Source organism: Curtobacterium sp. MCPF17_031 (assembly GCF_003234035.1).
Lineage (GTDB): Bacteria > Actinomycetota > Actinomycetes > Actinomycetales > Microbacteriaceae > Curtobacterium.
Genome location: NZ_QKSG01000010.1, coordinates 23,083 through 37,762 on the forward strand (window position 1 = coordinate 23,083; position 14,680 = coordinate 37,762).

Annotated in this window: 15 protein-coding genes; 6 read left to right on the plus strand and 9 right to left on the minus strand. The window is 72.2% G+C overall.

All coding sequences use genetic code 11. The features are described 5' to 3' along the window. Positions 1–51 precede the first annotated feature (51 nt). Together DEJ31_RS13800 and DEJ31_RS13805 are read left to right on the plus strand one after the other, a co-directional pair. Complete coding sequence (locus DEJ31_RS13800; protein ID WP_110904875.1) at positions 52–2,412, plus strand: glycoside hydrolase family 31 protein; 2,361 nt, start codon at positions 52–54, stop codon at positions 2,410–2,412. A 113-nt stretch (positions 2,413–2,525) separates the two neighbouring features. After that, complete coding sequence (locus DEJ31_RS13805) at positions 2,526–3,281, plus strand: HAD family phosphatase (RefSeq protein WP_110904874.1); 756 nt, start codon at positions 2,526–2,528, stop codon at positions 3,279–3,281. Positions 3,282–3,317: 36 nt separating this feature from the next. Here the strand turns inward: DEJ31_RS13805 and DEJ31_RS13810 are convergent, their stop codons facing one another. Continuing rightward, a complete protein-coding gene (locus DEJ31_RS13810; RefSeq protein ID WP_111078491.1) occupies positions 3,318–4,343 on the minus strand; it encodes a LacI family DNA-binding transcriptional regulator in 1,026 nt (341 codons plus the stop codon). 87 nt (positions 4,344–4,430) lie between these two features. Here DEJ31_RS13810 and DEJ31_RS13815 point away from each other — a divergent pair, with 87 nt between their 5' ends. The 3 genes from DEJ31_RS13815 to DEJ31_RS13825 all read left to right on the plus strand — a co-directional run bounded on the left by DEJ31_RS13815 (position 4,431) and on the right by DEJ31_RS13825 (position 7,156). Next, complete coding sequence (locus DEJ31_RS13815; RefSeq protein ID WP_110904873.1) at positions 4,431–6,302, plus strand: sugar-binding domain-containing protein; 1,872 nt, start codon at positions 4,431–4,433, stop codon at positions 6,300–6,302. Positions 6,303–6,449: 147 nt separating this feature from the next. Then, positions 6,450–6,758, plus strand: a complete 309-nt coding sequence (locus DEJ31_RS13820) for a hypothetical protein (RefSeq protein ID WP_111122152.1) — start codon at positions 6,450–6,452, stop codon at positions 6,756–6,758. 56 nt (positions 6,759–6,814) lie between these two features. Beyond that, positions 6,815–7,156 carry an ATP-dependent DNA ligase gene (locus tag DEJ31_RS13825; RefSeq protein WP_110904871.1) on the plus strand — a complete coding sequence of 114 codons (342 nt, stop codon included), beginning with the start codon at positions 6,815–6,817 and terminating at the stop codon, positions 7,154–7,156. Positions 7,157–7,165: 9 nt separating this feature from the next. On the opposite strand, the gene DEJ31_RS13830 is transcribed toward DEJ31_RS13825, so the two are convergent. Together DEJ31_RS13830 and DEJ31_RS17640 are read right to left on the minus strand one after the other, a co-directional pair. Then, positions 7,166–8,161, minus strand: coding sequence for an AraC family transcriptional regulator (locus DEJ31_RS13830; RefSeq protein WP_110904870.1), 996 nt, complete (start codon positions 8,159–8,161; stop codon positions 7,166–7,168). A gap of 134 nt (positions 8,162–8,295) precedes the next feature. Continuing rightward, positions 8,296–8,424: a hypothetical protein gene (locus DEJ31_RS17640; RefSeq protein WP_258366314.1), complete on the minus strand. Its 129-nt coding sequence runs from the start codon at positions 8,422–8,424 to the stop codon at positions 8,296–8,298. A 202-nt stretch (positions 8,425–8,626) separates the two neighbouring features. On the opposite strand from DEJ31_RS17640, the gene DEJ31_RS13835 reads away from it, so the two are divergent. Beyond that, complete coding sequence (locus DEJ31_RS13835) at positions 8,627–8,815, plus strand: hypothetical protein (protein ID WP_146236823.1); 189 nt, start codon at positions 8,627–8,629, stop codon at positions 8,813–8,815. Between the two features lie 90 nt (positions 8,816–8,905). Here DEJ31_RS13835 and DEJ31_RS13840 read toward each other — a convergent pair whose 3' ends face one another. From DEJ31_RS13840 to mvk, 6 genes are all read right to left on the minus strand, one after another. Beyond that, the gene (locus DEJ31_RS13840) at positions 8,906–9,112 is read right to left on the minus strand and encodes a hypothetical protein (protein WP_111122153.1); all 207 of its coding nucleotides are present in this window, start codon (positions 9,110–9,112) and stop codon (positions 8,906–8,908) included. Positions 9,113–9,325: 213 nt separating this feature from the next. Then, complete coding sequence (locus DEJ31_RS13845) at positions 9,326–10,516, minus strand: hydroxymethylglutaryl-CoA synthase (RefSeq protein ID WP_110904867.1); 1,191 nt, start codon at positions 10,514–10,516, stop codon at positions 9,326–9,328. After that, positions 10,513–11,577, minus strand: a complete 1,065-nt coding sequence (locus tag DEJ31_RS13850) for a hydroxymethylglutaryl-CoA reductase (protein WP_110904866.1) — start codon at positions 11,575–11,577, stop codon at positions 10,513–10,515. Before DEJ31_RS13850 ends, DEJ31_RS13845 begins: the two co-directional genes overlap by 4 nt. Continuing rightward, positions 11,574–12,653, minus strand: coding sequence for a phosphomevalonate kinase (locus DEJ31_RS13855; protein WP_110904865.1), 1,080 nt, complete (start codon positions 12,651–12,653; stop codon positions 11,574–11,576). The genes DEJ31_RS13850 and DEJ31_RS13855 overlap by 4 nt, the downstream gene beginning before the upstream one ends. Then, positions 12,650–13,645 carry a diphosphomevalonate decarboxylase gene (mvaD, locus tag DEJ31_RS13860; RefSeq protein ID WP_110904864.1) on the minus strand — a complete coding sequence of 332 codons (996 nt, stop codon included), beginning with the start codon at positions 13,643–13,645 and terminating at the stop codon, positions 12,650–12,652. The genes DEJ31_RS13855 and mvaD overlap by 4 nt, the downstream gene beginning before the upstream one ends. Then, positions 13,645–14,649, minus strand: a complete 1,005-nt coding sequence (gene mvk / locus DEJ31_RS13865; protein WP_110904863.1) for a mevalonate kinase — start codon at positions 14,647–14,649, stop codon at positions 13,645–13,647. Before mvk ends, mvaD begins: the two co-directional genes overlap by 1 nt. Positions 14,650–14,680: the final 31 nt, after the last annotated feature.

Genomic DNA, 14,680 nt, shown 5'->3' on the forward strand with positions numbered 1-14,680 from the left:
CGAGCCTCCAGACCGACCCCGGCCCGACCGGCCGAGACAGGACCACCACCCGTGACCACGTCGCCACTGCCCACCATCCGCCCGTTCCCCGGTTCCGACCCGGTCGCGTCCCCGGACGCGACCGTCACCGGCGACCACTGGCGGGTCACCGTCCTCCGCGACGGGCTGTTCCGGGTCGAGTGGAGCGAGGACGGCGGGTTCGAGGACCGCGCCTCGACCTTCGCGATCCGGCGACGGCTGGACGTCCCCGAGTACACCGTCATCCGCCGCGGCGAGGGGGTCGAGGTGACGACCGACCGCGCCACCCTGCGCTACGACGGTCGGCCCTTCTCCTCGGCCGGCCTGGTCGTCGAGACCTCCGGCCCCGACGCCAACCGGTGGCGGTACGGACAGGAGGCCCGTGACCTGGGTGGCACCGGACGCACCCTCGACGACGTGGACGGGCGGATGCCGCTCGAGTCCGGCATCCTGGCGCGCGACGGCATCGTCATGCTCGACGACAGCGAGTCGTTCCTGTTCGAGGACGACGGCTGGGTCGGCAGCCGGATCCCCGGCCGCCGGGACGTCAGCGTGTTCGCGTACGGGCGCGACTACGGCGAGGCACTGCGTGCCTTCCACGCCGTCTCCGGTGCGCCGACGCTGATGCCACGCTGGGCGCTCGGCAACTGGTGGAGCCGGTACCACCCGTACTCGGACAGCTCCTACCTGGCGCTGCTCGACCGGTTCGACGAGGAACGCCTGCCGTTCTCCGTCGCGGTGATCGACATGGACTGGCACCGGGTCGACTCCGTGCCGGCGCGCTTCGGCAACGGCTGGACCGGGTACTCGTGGGAGCCGTCGCTGTTCCCCGATCCGCAGGGCTTCCTCGCCGAACTCCACCGGCGTGGGATGCGCACCACGCTGAACCTGCACCCCGCCGACGGGGTCCGGGCCTTCGAGGACGCCTACCCCGCGATGGCCGAGGCGCTCGGCGTCGACCCCGACACCGAGCAGACGATCGGCTTCGACCCCACCGACCCGGACTTCCTCCGGGCGTACTTCGAGGTCCTGCACCGTCCGCTCGAGGAACAGGGCGTCGACTTCTGGTGGATCGACTGGCAGCAGGGCCGGACGTCCTCCGTCCCGGGGGTGGACCCGCTCTGGGTGCTCAACCACTTCCACCTGTTGGACTCGGCCCGCGATGGTGGTGCCGGCATGACGTTCTCCCGCTACGCCGGCCCCGGCAGCCACCGGTACGCCGTCGGCTTCTCCGGGGACGCCGTCGTCTCGTGGGCGTCGCTGGCGTTCCAGCCGGAGTTCACCGCGACCGCCGCGAACATCGGGTACCCCTGGTGGAGCCACGACATCGGCGGCCACACCCGCGGTGTCCGGGACGACGAACTCGCCACCCGGTGGGTGCAGTTCGGGGTGTTCTCCCCCGTCATGCGGCTGCACTCGGCGAACAACCCGTTCATCCGCAAGGAGCCCTGGGTGTTCCCCGCCGAGCCGCGGGCCGCGATGGGTGACGCGCTGCGCTTCCGGCACCGACTCGTGCCGTACCTGCACACGATGAACCACCTCGCCGCCGCCGGCACACCGCTCGTCCGACCGATGTACCACCTGGAACCGCACCGGGACGAGGCCTACCGCGTCCCGAACGAGTACGCCTTCGGCACCGAGCTCGTCGTCGCGCCGATCGTCGAACCGCGCGACCCCGTGACCCTGCGCGGTCGCGCCCGGGCCTGGCTGCCGGCGGGGACCTGGACGGACGTCTTCACGGGCACCACCTACGCCGGCGACCGGTTCGTGGACCTGCACCGGAGCCTCGAGACCATCCCCGTGCTGCTCCGTGCCGGCGGGATCCTGCCGCTCGCCGCACCGGACGAGGTCGACGCGACCGTCAACCCGGCGGCCCTCGAGGTGCTCGTCGCGCCCGGGGCCTCCGGGTCGTTCACGCTCGTGGAGGACCGCGAGGGGCCCGAGGACCCGGACGGCGGCGTCTGCCGGACGACGCTGACCTGGGACCGGAGCACGGCCTCCTTCCGGATCGACCCGGCGGACGGCGACGTCGACAGCGTGCCCGTCCGGCGACGGTGGCGGATCACGTTCCTCGGCTCGCCCGCGGACGGGCAAGAGGTGCAGGTCGTCGCGGCCGACCGCTTCTCCGTGGACCTGGACGTCGTGACGGACGAGGGTGCGACGCTCACCCTCGCCGGCGCGCCGACCGTCGGAGTCGACGCCCGGGACGCCGCCCGGCAGCTGCTGGAGAGCGCCCAGGCGGGGAACGCCGAGAAGCTCACCGCGTGGGAGGTCGTGGACCGGGACGTCCCGCGATCCGACCGACTCGTGGAGCTGGAGACCGTCGGGCTGCCCGACTCGCTCCGGAGCGCGCTCGTGGAGCTGCTCGGGAGCGTGCACCCGGAGGGACGCTGACGGTCCGACCGCAACGCGCGACCTCGGCGGCATCTCGCAGCGGTACTCCGTTGCGGGCCGCCGCCGACGTTGCGTTCCGCGGTGGGTTCAGCCGCACCGCCTAGCCTGGGCCGATGACGGACGAGCAGGCGGGCACCCCGGTCCTCGCGTTCTTCGACGTGGACAACACCCTGATCCACGGCGCGAGCGCGTTCCACCTGGTGCGCGGGCTCCGTGCCGCCGGACTCATCACGATGCGGGACATCGTCAGCGCCGGGTGGAAGCACGCGCGCTTCAAGGTCCGCGGCGAGAACGACCGGCACCTGGCCTCCGCCCAGACCCGCGGGCTCGAGGTGATCACGGGCATCACCGTCGCCGACATGGCGAAGCTGTCCGACGACGTCTACGTCCGCCACACCGCTGCGACGGTGTGGCCGGAGACCGCCGCACTCGCGCAGGAGCACCTGGCGAAGGGCCACGAGGTGTGGCTCGTGACCGCGACACCGACGTTCCTGGCAGAGGTGATCGCCCGCAGCCTCGGGCTCACCGGTGCGCTCGGCAGCGTCTTCGAGACCAGTGACGGCGCCTACACCGGCCGCCTCGAGGGTGCGTTCCTGCACGGCGAGCACAAGGCCGTCGCTGCCCGTCGGCTGCTCACCGACACCGGGGCCGACCCCGCCGCGTGCTGGGCGTACTCCGACTCCCGCCACGACATCCCGCTGCTGTCGCTCGTCGGGCACCCGGTCGTGGTGAACCCGGACCAGGGGCTCGCCGCGCATGCTCGTGCCTCCGGCTGGCCGTCCATGCGACTGCAGCGGGCGAGCATCCGGGAGGCCCGTCGCCGGGTCCGACGGGACGCCGCGACCGCAGGCGGTACGCCCGGCACCTGAGCCCGTCGAGCGGGTCCGATCGCCGACCGGTAGCGGTCAGTCGACCGACCCGTCGGGGTACGGTGCGCTCTCCCCCACCAGGATCCGGTGCCCGACGGTCACGGCGCGCCCCTCCCCGGGACGCCCGGCGATCCGCTCCTGCAGGCGGTCCAGGGCGGCCTCGGCGAGCGCCACGGTGTCCGGCGCGACCGACGTCAGGCTCGGGACCAGACTGGCGGCGAGGCCGATCGCGTCCCACCCGACGACGGCGATGTCCCGCGGTGCTTCGAGTCCGCGCAGGCGCATCGCCCGGAGTGCACCGACGGCAGCGAGGTCGTCACGGCACAGCAGCCCGTCGATGGACAGGCCGGCGTCGAGCGCCTGCCCGAACGCGTGCTCGGCCCCGCGGGCGTCGCCGACCTCGCGCGCGACGCAGAGCGACGCGTCGAACGGCAGGCCGGCCGCGGTCAGGCCGTCGCGGTACCCCTCCAGGCGGAAGGCGGAGGTGCGGGACTGCTCGCCGACCTCGTGTCCGAGGAACCCGATGCGCCGACGTCCGAGGGCGGCGAGGTGGGCGACGGCCTCGGACGCCGCGAGCACGTTGTCGATCGCCACGAGGTCGCTTCCCGGTGGCCGGACGTCCTCGCCGAGGAACACGACGGCGGTGTCCCCGCGGGCGCTGTCGATCTCGGTCGGCGTGAGGACCTGGGGGTGGATGACGACCCCGTCGACGACGCCGGCTTCGCGTCCGCGGACGGCGGAGAGCTCGCCGCCGGGTGCACCCGCCGTCTCCTCGAGCAGGAGCTGGTAGCCGCGGTCGGCGCAGACGCGCGAGAAGACGTGCGCGAGTTCGGCGAAGTACGGTCGCCGGAGGTCGGGGAACGCGAAGGCGAGCATGTTCGTGCGACCGGTCGCCAGGCTGCGGCCGGAGACGTTCGGCCGGTAGCCGAGGGCGTCGATGGAGTGCTGCACGCGGGTCCGCATGGCGTCGCTGACGTGCCGGTAGCCGCGCACGACGTTGGACACGGTCTTCATGGAGACGCCGGCGTGCTCCGCGACGTCCTGCAACGTGACCTGGCCCACGCGCTCACCGTACCGCGGCCGTCGACGCGCACCCGCCGCGACCCGGGTCGTTGACGGCTCGTTTACAGCGCTGTAAATTGCACCACCATGAGCACCGTCGCTTCCCCGGCCCCCGTCGTCGTCCCCGACGTCCCCCTCGCGAGCCGACAGGACGGTCGCTACCCCCGGCCACAGATGCTGCGGCACCACTGGACCGACCTCAGCGGCACCTGGTCCTTCCGACACGACGACGCGGACACCGGAGCGGACTCGGGATGGACCACGGGCCTCCCGGACCCGCTCGAGATCACGGTGCCGTTCCCGCCCGAGTCGACGGCCTCCGGCATCGGCGACCCGGGGTTCCACCCCGTCGTCTGGTACGCCCGGACCATCCGCCGGGCAGAACTCGACGCCGCGGGTCACGGGCCCGAGCGGCCGCGCCTACTGCTGCACTTCGGCGCCGTCGACCACCGGGCGCAGGTCTGGATCGACGGCCGGTTCGTCGGCGAGCACGAGGGCGGCCACACCCCGTTCTCGTTCGACGTCACCGCGCTGCTGGCCGAGGCCGGCGAGGACGCCGGTCCGACCGAGCACCTCCTCGTCGTCCGCGCCGAGGACGACCCCCTCGACGTGACGCAGCCGCGCGGCAAGCAGGACTGGCACGAGGACGCGCACGCCATCTGGTACCGACGCACGACCGGCATCTGGCAGCCGGTCTGGCTGGAGGCCGTGCCCACCACCGCGATCAGCACCCTCCGGTGGACCCCGGCCGGACCCACGGCCGTTGACCTGACCGTCCGGTTCCGTGGGCGCGTCCCCGCCGGCGCCCGCCTCCGCGTCGCCCTGCGGTTCGACGAGCGCGACGAGGACCTCGGCACCACCGACTTCGACGCCACCGCCAGCCGCCCCACCCTCGACGTCACCGTGCCCGTCGCCCGGCAGCGGAACGGCCAGGCCGAGGACGAGCTCACCTGGTCCCCGGAGCACCCGCGCCTCGTCGACGCCGTGCTCACCCTGGTCAACGACGCCGGTCAGGTGCTCGACAGGGTCTCGAGCTACCTCGGGATGCGCAGCGTCGGTGTCGGCGGCGGGCGGTTCCTGCTCAACCGCCAGCCGTACCCGGTGCGGAGCGTCCTCGACCAGGCGTTCTGGCCGGAGTCACACCTGGCCGCCCCGCACCCGCTCGCACACCGGCAGGAGGTCGAGCTCATCAAGGCCCTGGGCTTCAACGCGGCCCGGATGCACCAGAAGATCGAGGACCCCCGGTTCCTGCACTGGGCCGACCGGCTGGGCATCCTGGTCTGGGGTGAGGCACCGGCCGCGTACGAGTTCTCCCCCACCGCCGTGCGGCTGCTGACCGCCGAGTGGACGGCCGCCGTCGAACGGGACGCCTCGCACCCGTCGATCGTCACCTGGGTGCCGTTCAACGAGTCGTGGGGCATCCAGCACGTCGTCTCCGACCCGGCGCAGCAGGCGTACGCCCGGGCACTCGTCGACCTGACCCGGGCCCTCGACCCGTCGCGACCGGTGATCGGCAACGACGGGTGGGAGCAGCAGGACACCGACGTCGTGACGATCCACGACTACGAGGGCGACGGCGACGTCCTGGCCCGCACCTACGCCGACGACGCGGCCCGGACGCGTGCACTGGACGGGCTCGCGCCGTCCGGCCACCCGCAGTTCGTCGGCGGCGCGCTCGACCGCGGACAGCCGGTGATGCTCACCGAGTTCGGCGGGGTCCGGCACCAGTCCGGTGGTCGACGCGAGGAGGGCTGGGGCTACACGACCGCCGTCGACGGGGACGACTGGGTCGGCCGCATCACCGCGCTGCACGACGCCGTCCGGGCCAGCACCTTCCTCGCGGGGTCCTGCTGGACGCAGCTGACCGACACCATGCAGGAGACGAACGGGCTGCTCAACGCGGACCGGTCACCGAAGGTCCCGATCGAGCAGATCCGCCGGGCGGTCACCGGGGAGTGACGGGAGGGCCGCCACGTCACGGCACATCCGCATGTGTCGACTCCCAGGAGCACGAGCGACGATCTCCTGTGCCGTGCACGGCCACGAGGGACCCTCCCTCCGTCGCAGCAGGTCGCGGACCACCCCTGCGCAACGGATCGGACACCCATGGCTCTCTCGAACCTCCCGTACGACGACCGAGCGATCGTGGACGGCATCAAGGGCGTCGCCGTCCACGCCGAGCAGATCAGTCAGGTCGCGGTGGACTTCATCGCGGACGACCTCAGTGACGGCACGACCGCGACGGTCACCGCCACGATGACCTGGGTCATCAGCTCAGCAGACGCCGTCCGACTGCTGGACGCAGCACGGCCGACGGGTCCGCTCCCCCAGACACACGACACGCGCACTCCGGATGGTTTCGCCGTCGATGATCCCGAGCACGACATGGGTCCGCTGTGGTCGGACGCCGACTAGCGAGCCGGGCCGCACCACCGACCGGACCGAGCACCACCACCTGAGAGAAGAGCCCCATGGGTTACTTGACCTACGACGGTCAGACTGCCGAGATCCAGATGGACGACCGGACCCTCGCGCACCTCCAGATCGTCATCATCAGCAAGTTGCGACGCCAGGAGAGTTTCGCGTTCTCCTGGAAGGAGCCCGTCGCGAAAGGAGACGGTCGCAGCACCATCTGGATCTTCCCGACCGTCAGCCTGCGGTTCAAGTTCGAGGGCAGCAGGCCTCCGGCGGTGAACGAGGCGTGGATCGACGTCCTGAAACGGTCGATCAACAGCAACGGTGGGCTCCAGATCGTACCCGAACCGATCGGTTCAGCCGCTGCTCCCGGAAGTGCCACGGCGACCCGACCGTGACCGCGACGGTCACCTCCGGAGTGTGGTCCGCGGGTACTCCCCGTGGGCGATCCGGTAGGCGGCGGAGAACCGACCGAGGTGCGCGAAGCCCCACCGACGTGCAACGTCCTGCACCGTCGTCGTCGAGGACTCCAGTTGCAGCAGCTCCCGCCGGACCTGGTCGAGCCGCACGTGCTGCAGGTACCGCATCGGTGTCTGGCCGAGGCCGCGTTGGAACGCCTCCTGGATCGCACGCACGCTGAGACCCGCGGCGTCCGCGATGTCGGCGACGGTCATCGGGTCGGCGACGTGCTCGTGGATGTACTCGACGGCTGCGCGGAGGCGGGCTCGCCGGGGCAGGAGCACCTCGGGAGGCAGAGCGAGCACCGTCGGCGGGTACATCCGGAGGAACGCTGCCGCGGTGCCGCGGGTGAGGGTGTGCCAGAGCAGCGTGTCGACGCCGCCGACCTTCAGCTCACGGGAGAGCAGCGCGAGACTGTTGCGCCACCGGGCCACGGCACCCGGGTCGAGCGTGCGGAGATGATCGAGGCCCAGATCGGCGACCTGCCCGGTGTGGAACAGTTCATCGGCGACGGCGTGCACCAGCCGCTTCGACATGTGCGCGACGCGCTGGTCGTACTCCTCGTACTCGAAGACGAACTCCCGTGCAGTCGGGAACAGCATCGGCACGTCCCCGGACATCGGTACCCGGTCCTGGAGCACGTCCGGGACGCCGCGCCCGGCGGTCAGCCACTGGACGATGTACTCGTCGGAAGCCGGGATGGTGCCGCGGATGCGCCCGCTGATCTGAGAGCGACGAAGGGTCACATCGGCGTCGCCGATGGCGGAGTACCGGTAGCTGAAGGGCCGTTCCGTCGCCCGCGCAGCCCATCCCCGACCGGAGTACAGGCCACTGAGGTCGAGGACCGCCGCGTCGGGCGCGTCCCCGGCGGCCTCGATGCGGACGGCAACGGGCGTCTCGGTCCTGGTCGAGGAGCGAGTGGAACGATCATCGATGGAGGTCATCCCGGGTCCTCTCGGTCACGTGCCGCTCGGACGCCGAACGCACATCATGGACGATAGGCGAGCAGATGCCCCTCGAACAGGGCTTGACGGTGGCGGCTCGTACGGGTAAGCGAGACCGTCGACCGCGCCGATGGTCAGATGATGCGCTTCATCGAGAAGTCGTACTCGGGAGCGAGCCCTCGGCTGACCCACTCCACGTCGGCTCGGGCGAGCGCGCCCTCGCCCCAGCGGAGGCGTGCAGACGCATCAGCGTACGAGTGCATCCCCCGGTGCCCTTCGGGACGCTGACACCGCCGCGTCGCCGCGCGTGATGAACACTGTTGCCTGACGATGAAGACGTGGCCGTTGCCCCACACATCTCCATCATCGTCACGCCCGATCACCGTCGGAAGCGGTCCGCGCAACCCGGATCAGCCAGCGGAGCACCGGCTGGTGGGACGCCGCGACGGTCGCTACTGTCGTCTCGTGCACCCGATCCACCTGCACCACGACGAACCCGACACGCTGAGCCCTGCCACGGCGGCAGCGTTCGATGCGGACGTCCCCGGCGTGGCCGTCGCGCCGAGCGGCGAGTTCCTGCCCGGTGCCGCGCTGCCGTCGACCGTGGTGCACGAGACGGAACGCGAGCGCGACGAGCGCAGCCCGGTCTCGTAGCGCGCGCACCACGTGCGGGACCCAGCGGAGGGGCGTCCCGCGGCGGTCCGCCTGGTTCCACTGACGACCGGAAGCCCCCTCCTCCGCAGGTCAGCCCAGTCCGCTGACCGACAGCACCGCGACCCGCTCGCGCCCACGCGCTCCGGCACTGGCGAACGGTGCGCCGCGGACCAACTGGGTCTGGACGACGTCGAGGGTGTTGCACATCAGGTCGCGGAACGGCGGTATCCACTGCTGCTCGCGGTGGTTCCTGGACGTCGCCGGCGCGAGACCGGGATGTGTCTCGTGCCGGGTCATGACGCCTCCCCGGTCTGCGGTGCTCGGTGCGCGCCCATGACGCCTCCCTGGTCTCCGCACCACACCCTGTCGCGGTGCTGCTCGTGACCGAACGGTACGTCGGGATCCGCACGGCGAGCACGCCGGTCCGGCCATCCGCGGATCGCGCACACAGTGGCCGCGCAGGGCGGATGGCACCGGCACTGGCACTGGCACGGATCGGACGAGACCCGCTCAGCTGGCCGTCGTCGATCCGTTCCCGGTCGCTTCGTAGTGCCGAGCGCCGCCGGTGACCCCCGCGAAGCGGAACGGCGCCGCCGTCACCCGGGGACGCTCGACGTCCTCGCTCGTCGCGGCACCGGCAGCGTGCAGCTCGCGGTAGGCCTCGACCGACAGCGGCACCCGGGCCGCCAACAACTCGGTGACCCGTCGGTCCCGGCGGTGGTCGCGGTAGCCGTCGCGCACGACGCCCGTCATGAGCTCGCCGACGCTGCCGGAACCGTAGCTGAACATGCCGATGCGGGCACCGGCCAGGTCGTCGTCCAGGTCGAGCAGGGCACCGAGGGCGATCCAGAGCGACGCCGTGTACGTGTTGCCGGTCTGGCGGTTGTAGGTGAAACCGACGGCGAGCTCGGTCTCCTCGAACGGGACGTCGACGTGCTGTGCGAGCTTCCGGTGCGCCTTGATAGCCATCTTCGTGAACGGCTGGTGGTGGACGAAGCGGTCGATCGCCTCGATGCCGGGGCCACCTCGCGAGGCCAGGTCGTCCCAGGCCCCGATGAAGGCGTCGACGTACGCGGTGACTGACAGTCGGCCGTCGACCAGCGCGGTGGAGCGGTCGTTCGGCCGCCAGAAGTCGTCGACGTCCGCCGTGAACAGGCCGGACTGCGGCTCGAGTTCGATCAGGTCCGGGTCGGCGGCGATGAGCATGGCGACCGCACCGGCACCCTGCGTCGGCTCGGCGGCGGTCTCCACGTCGTAGCGGGCGACGTCGGCGGCGATGACGAGCACGCGCTCGCGCGGGTCGCGTGCGATGATGCCGAGGGCCATCTGCACCGCGGCGGTCCCGCCGTAGCAGGCCTGCTTCAGCTCGACGACGCGGACGTTGCGCGGCAGACCGAGCAGTCCGTGCACGTACACACCGGCGGCCTTCGACTGGTCGACGCCGGACTCGGTGGCGAACAGCACGGTCCGGATGCCGTCGACCCCGTGGCGGTCCAGCACCTCCTTCGCGGCGGCGGCACCCATCGTGACGATGTCCTCGTCCGGGGCGGGCACGCTGAACGCGTCCTGCCCGATGCCGACGTGGTACTTCGCCGGATCGACACCGTTCACGGCGGCGAGGTCGTCGAGGTCGAGCACGTGGTGCCCCGTCGCGATGGCGAGGTCGTGGATGCCCAGTGCGAGTGGGTGCCGGGCGGTCATGCCGAGGCTCCTTCGGGTCGGTGTCCGCGGCGTTCCATGGCGACGTGGGCGGCCATCAGCTCGCCCGGGTTCGTCTGGGCTGCGAGCAGCGAGAGTTCCCCGCACAGCACGGTGGCGGCGCAGAGTGCGGCCAGACGGCGGGCGTTGGCACCGGGCTCGCGGTCCTCCCGGCAGCCGAGGCGCACCAGGGCGTCCTCCACCACCGGCAGGTCATTGCCCTTGCCGTTGCCGACGGTGCCGACGATCAGGTGCGGCAGCGAGCACGAGAAGTACAGGTCGTCGCCGCGGGCCTGGGCGAGCGTGATGCCCTGGGAGCCCTCGACGATGTTCGCGGCGTCCTGTCCGGTGGCCAGGTAGAAGCCGAGCAGCATGTTGGCGTAGTGCGCGTTCGCCGAGCGCAGCGCCCCGGCGATGGTGGAGCCGACCAGGTTCTTCGCGGTGTTCAGCTCGACGATCCGCTCCGTGGACGAGCGCAGGCGCTTCTCCACGATCTCGCCCGGGATCACGATCTCGGCGATGGTGTTCCGGCCACGACCGCGGATGCCGTTCACCGCGGTCGCCTTCTTGTCGGAGCAGAAGTTGCCGGAGATCGACACGTACCGCAGCTCCGGCTCCCACGCCAGGATCGCGGGCAGCAGCGTGTCCGCGGCCTGCGTCACCATGTTGTGCCCGGACGCGTCGCCGGTGGTGAACGCGAAGCGCAGGAACAGCAGGTCCCCGACGATCTCCGGGTGCACCTCGATGAGCTTCGCGAACCGGCTCTGCCCGACGACGATGGCCTCGAGTTCGGCCTGGCGCGCCAGGATCCGGCCGGCGGAGATGTGCGCGGCGGCGGCGCTGGCGGCACGGACGACGACCGACCGGGTCATCCGCTCGTCGACGACCGTCGAGACGATGCCGCCCTCGATCATGCGGGAGATCCGGGCGCCACGGCCGACGGACGGCCAGAGCGGCGATTCGTACGTGGCGAGGGGCACCTCGTGCTCACCCTCGACGGCGTTGCCGCTGACGCGGATCGGTCCGACCCACTTCGTGGGGATCGGGGTCTGCAGGTCGGTCATCGCGTGGTCCCTTCCTCGGGTTGCACCGCGACGCTGAGGTGCCTGATGTCGTGCGCCTCCCAGGCGCGGAAGATGTCGGCCGTGTCACTGTCCGCGGGGACGAGTGCGATGCCGCAGTCGCCGCCGCCGGCGCCGGAGGGCTTCGCCGCACCACCGGCGGCCTCGACGACGTCGCAGAGGGTCGCCAGCCGCGGGGTCTCGATCTGCGACCCGACGGACGTCCCGAGGTCCTGCAGCAGCCCGCGCGCGCGTCGGAGCGCACCGAGCGCGCGATCCGCGTCGCCGGTCCGGAGGCCCGTGGTCAGGTCGTCCACGCAGGCCCGGCTGGCATCGAGGAACGCCGCGTAGTCGCCGTCACGGTGTCGGCGGACGACGCCGACGAGCTTGGTGGTGGACGCCGGAGAACCGGTCCAGCCGACCAGGAGGCGCAGGTCGGTCGGGGCGGGCAGGTGCTCGACGTCGAAGCCGGCCCAGGCCTCGTCGTCGTCGAGGATCGACGAGACCGAGCGCTCGTCGAGCAGGCCGGCCAGGACCTCGCGGTCGGGCGCGCTGTAGCGGAGCCAGCCGCCGAACGTGCTCGCGGCCAGGTCACCGCCGGACGCACGCGGTGCGACACGGATCGTCGCGAGCAGCGCCACCATGAAGCGTCGGCGCTGCGAGAGTCCGAGGCCGTAGAAGCGGTCGAGGGCTCCGACGGTCGCCACGGTCACCGCGGCGGAGGACCCCAGACCGAACTTCCGACCGCTGGCGTCGTCGAGCTGGCTCTCGATGCGCAGGTCGTGGAACCGCGGCGCGATCCCGAGCTCCGCGCGGAGCTTCTCGACCAGGTCGATCGTCGCCATCACGTAGTCGTAGGGGTGGTGCTCGCGGTCGAGCGCCAGGCCGTCCTCGGCCCGGGTCCAGGTCAGCGGGAGGTTGCCGTACTCCTCGGAGTGCACGCTGCCGGCACCGTGGCCCTCGCTCACGCGTGCGGTGATCGCTCGGTCGAGGGCGATGAGCACCGACGGCTGTCCGGGCTCGACGACGGCGTACTCGCCCGCCACGAACAGCTTGCCGTGGGCTCGGAACTCGATCACGCGGTGCTCTCCTCTGCCTCGGGGTTCTCCCCCGTGCCTTCGGAGCGGACCAGCCCTGCGGCTGGTCCGGTGCCGGACTCGATGACCGCTCCGAACCCGTGCAGGGACGCGGCCACGCGGGCACGGTCCTCCGGACGGCAGAGCACGACGACGTTCGGGCCGGCGTCGGCGGTGGCGTAGGCCTCGAGGCCGTCGGCCCGCAGCGCGGCGACGGCGTCGAAGACCGCGACGCTGCGGCTGTTCAGGTAGCGGATCGGGGGGAACGCGCCCTCGATCGTGGCGTGCATGCGCAGCGCGTTGCTCTCGGTGAGCTCGCCGATCCGGGTGAAGTCACCGGCCGCGCACGCAGCGAGCATGTCCTGCACGGTCTCGGTCGTCGAGGTCACCCAGGCCGGGTAGAACGGCGACGTCGCGATCGTCCGGCGCATGGCCTCGCGCGAGCCGATCTCCTTCGGGCCGTCGTCGATCGTGACGACCACCATGGCCATCGGCGGCGCGGGGACGGTCTCGGCGAACGAGGCCTGGTCGTCGCCGGCGTGCCACACCGACACCCCGCCGGGGACCGACCGGGTGGCCGAACCGGAGCCGCGTCGGGCGAGCCGTGAGAGGTCGCGCGGTGACAGGTCGAGGCCGTACGCGTCAGCGGCGGCGACCGCGAGGGCGGCGAAGCCCGAGGCGCTCGAGGCCAGTCCGGCGCCGGTGGGCACGGTGTTCTCCGAGACGACGACGGCGCGGGCGTCGGATCCGGCCAGGTCGCGCACCAGGTCCAGGAAGCGCTCGACCCGCACCAGTGCGCCGTCGTCGACGACGCGGCCGTTCAGCGTGAAGGCGTCGTGCTCCCGCTGGTCGGCCAGGGTCACCGAGGTCGTGGTGGGGAAGACGTCGAGGCCCATCGAGACGCTGCCGGTGGCCGGCAGCGCGAGGTCGGCGTCCGCCTTGCCCCAGTACTTCACGAGCGCGATGTTGGGGTGCGCGACGGCGGTGGAGGTCATCAGGCACGGGCTCCGATCGAGGTGGTCCAGGTGGCGGTCGCGCCGGCGCTGCGCAGTGCGGTCGCGATGCGGACGGCGTGCTCGTCGTCGGCGGCGAGCGTCAGGACGCATCCGCCGCGGCCACCGCCGGTGAGCTTCGCGCCCAGGGCGTCCGCCTTCCGTGCGGCGCCGACGAGCCGGTCGAGGTCCGCACTCGACACGTCGAGGGTGGTGAGCAGTTCGTGCGCGGCGTCCATGGTGGCACCCAGGGCCTGGGCGTCGCCGTCGCCGAGTGTCCCCCGCGCGGTCGTGGCGAGCGAGCCGATCCGGTCCAGGACGGCGTCGACCGCGGCGGGGGCGCGGTCGTGGCGGCCGCGGACGGCGGCGACGGCTTCGCGGGTGTGGCCCGGCACGCCGGTGTCGGCGACGACGAAGACGAACCGGCCGGTGACCTGCACGGGCTCGATGACGCCGTCCGCGAACCAGACCGGCTCCGTGGCCACGACCCCGCGCGCGTCGAGTCCCGACGGGCGGCCGTGGGCGACGCGCTCGCACTCCTGGATGAGCTCGTGGTGGGTGTCCGTGTCGAGCGCGACGCCGAACACGTCCGCGACGGCAGCGGTCACGGCGGCGGCGACGGCCGCGCTCGAGCCCATCCCTCGCGCGGTGGGGACCTGGCTGTCGACGAGCACGTGGAGCGGGGTGCCCTCGGCGTCGGCGTGGCTGTGCCGGGCCAGGTGTCGGAGCGTCGCGGTGACCGCGGTGACGGTCGGGAGCACGGCGGCGGGCGCGAGTCCGAGCGGCCCGGTGTGCACCGTCGACTCGAGCGTGTGCTCATCAGCGGCCGGCAGCGGGCTCGCGGTGGCGGTCACCCGGACGTCGGTCACCGGCAGGACGAGGGCGGGTGCGCCGTAGACCACGGCGTGTTCGCCGATCAGGATCGTCTTGCCGTGGGACACCGAGGAGCCGACTCGCGGGATCGCTGGGGTCGTCGTCGGTGCGGAGGCTGGGTCGTTGCTGGTCATCGTCGGTCCGGCCAGCCTAACCGGCCCCGGC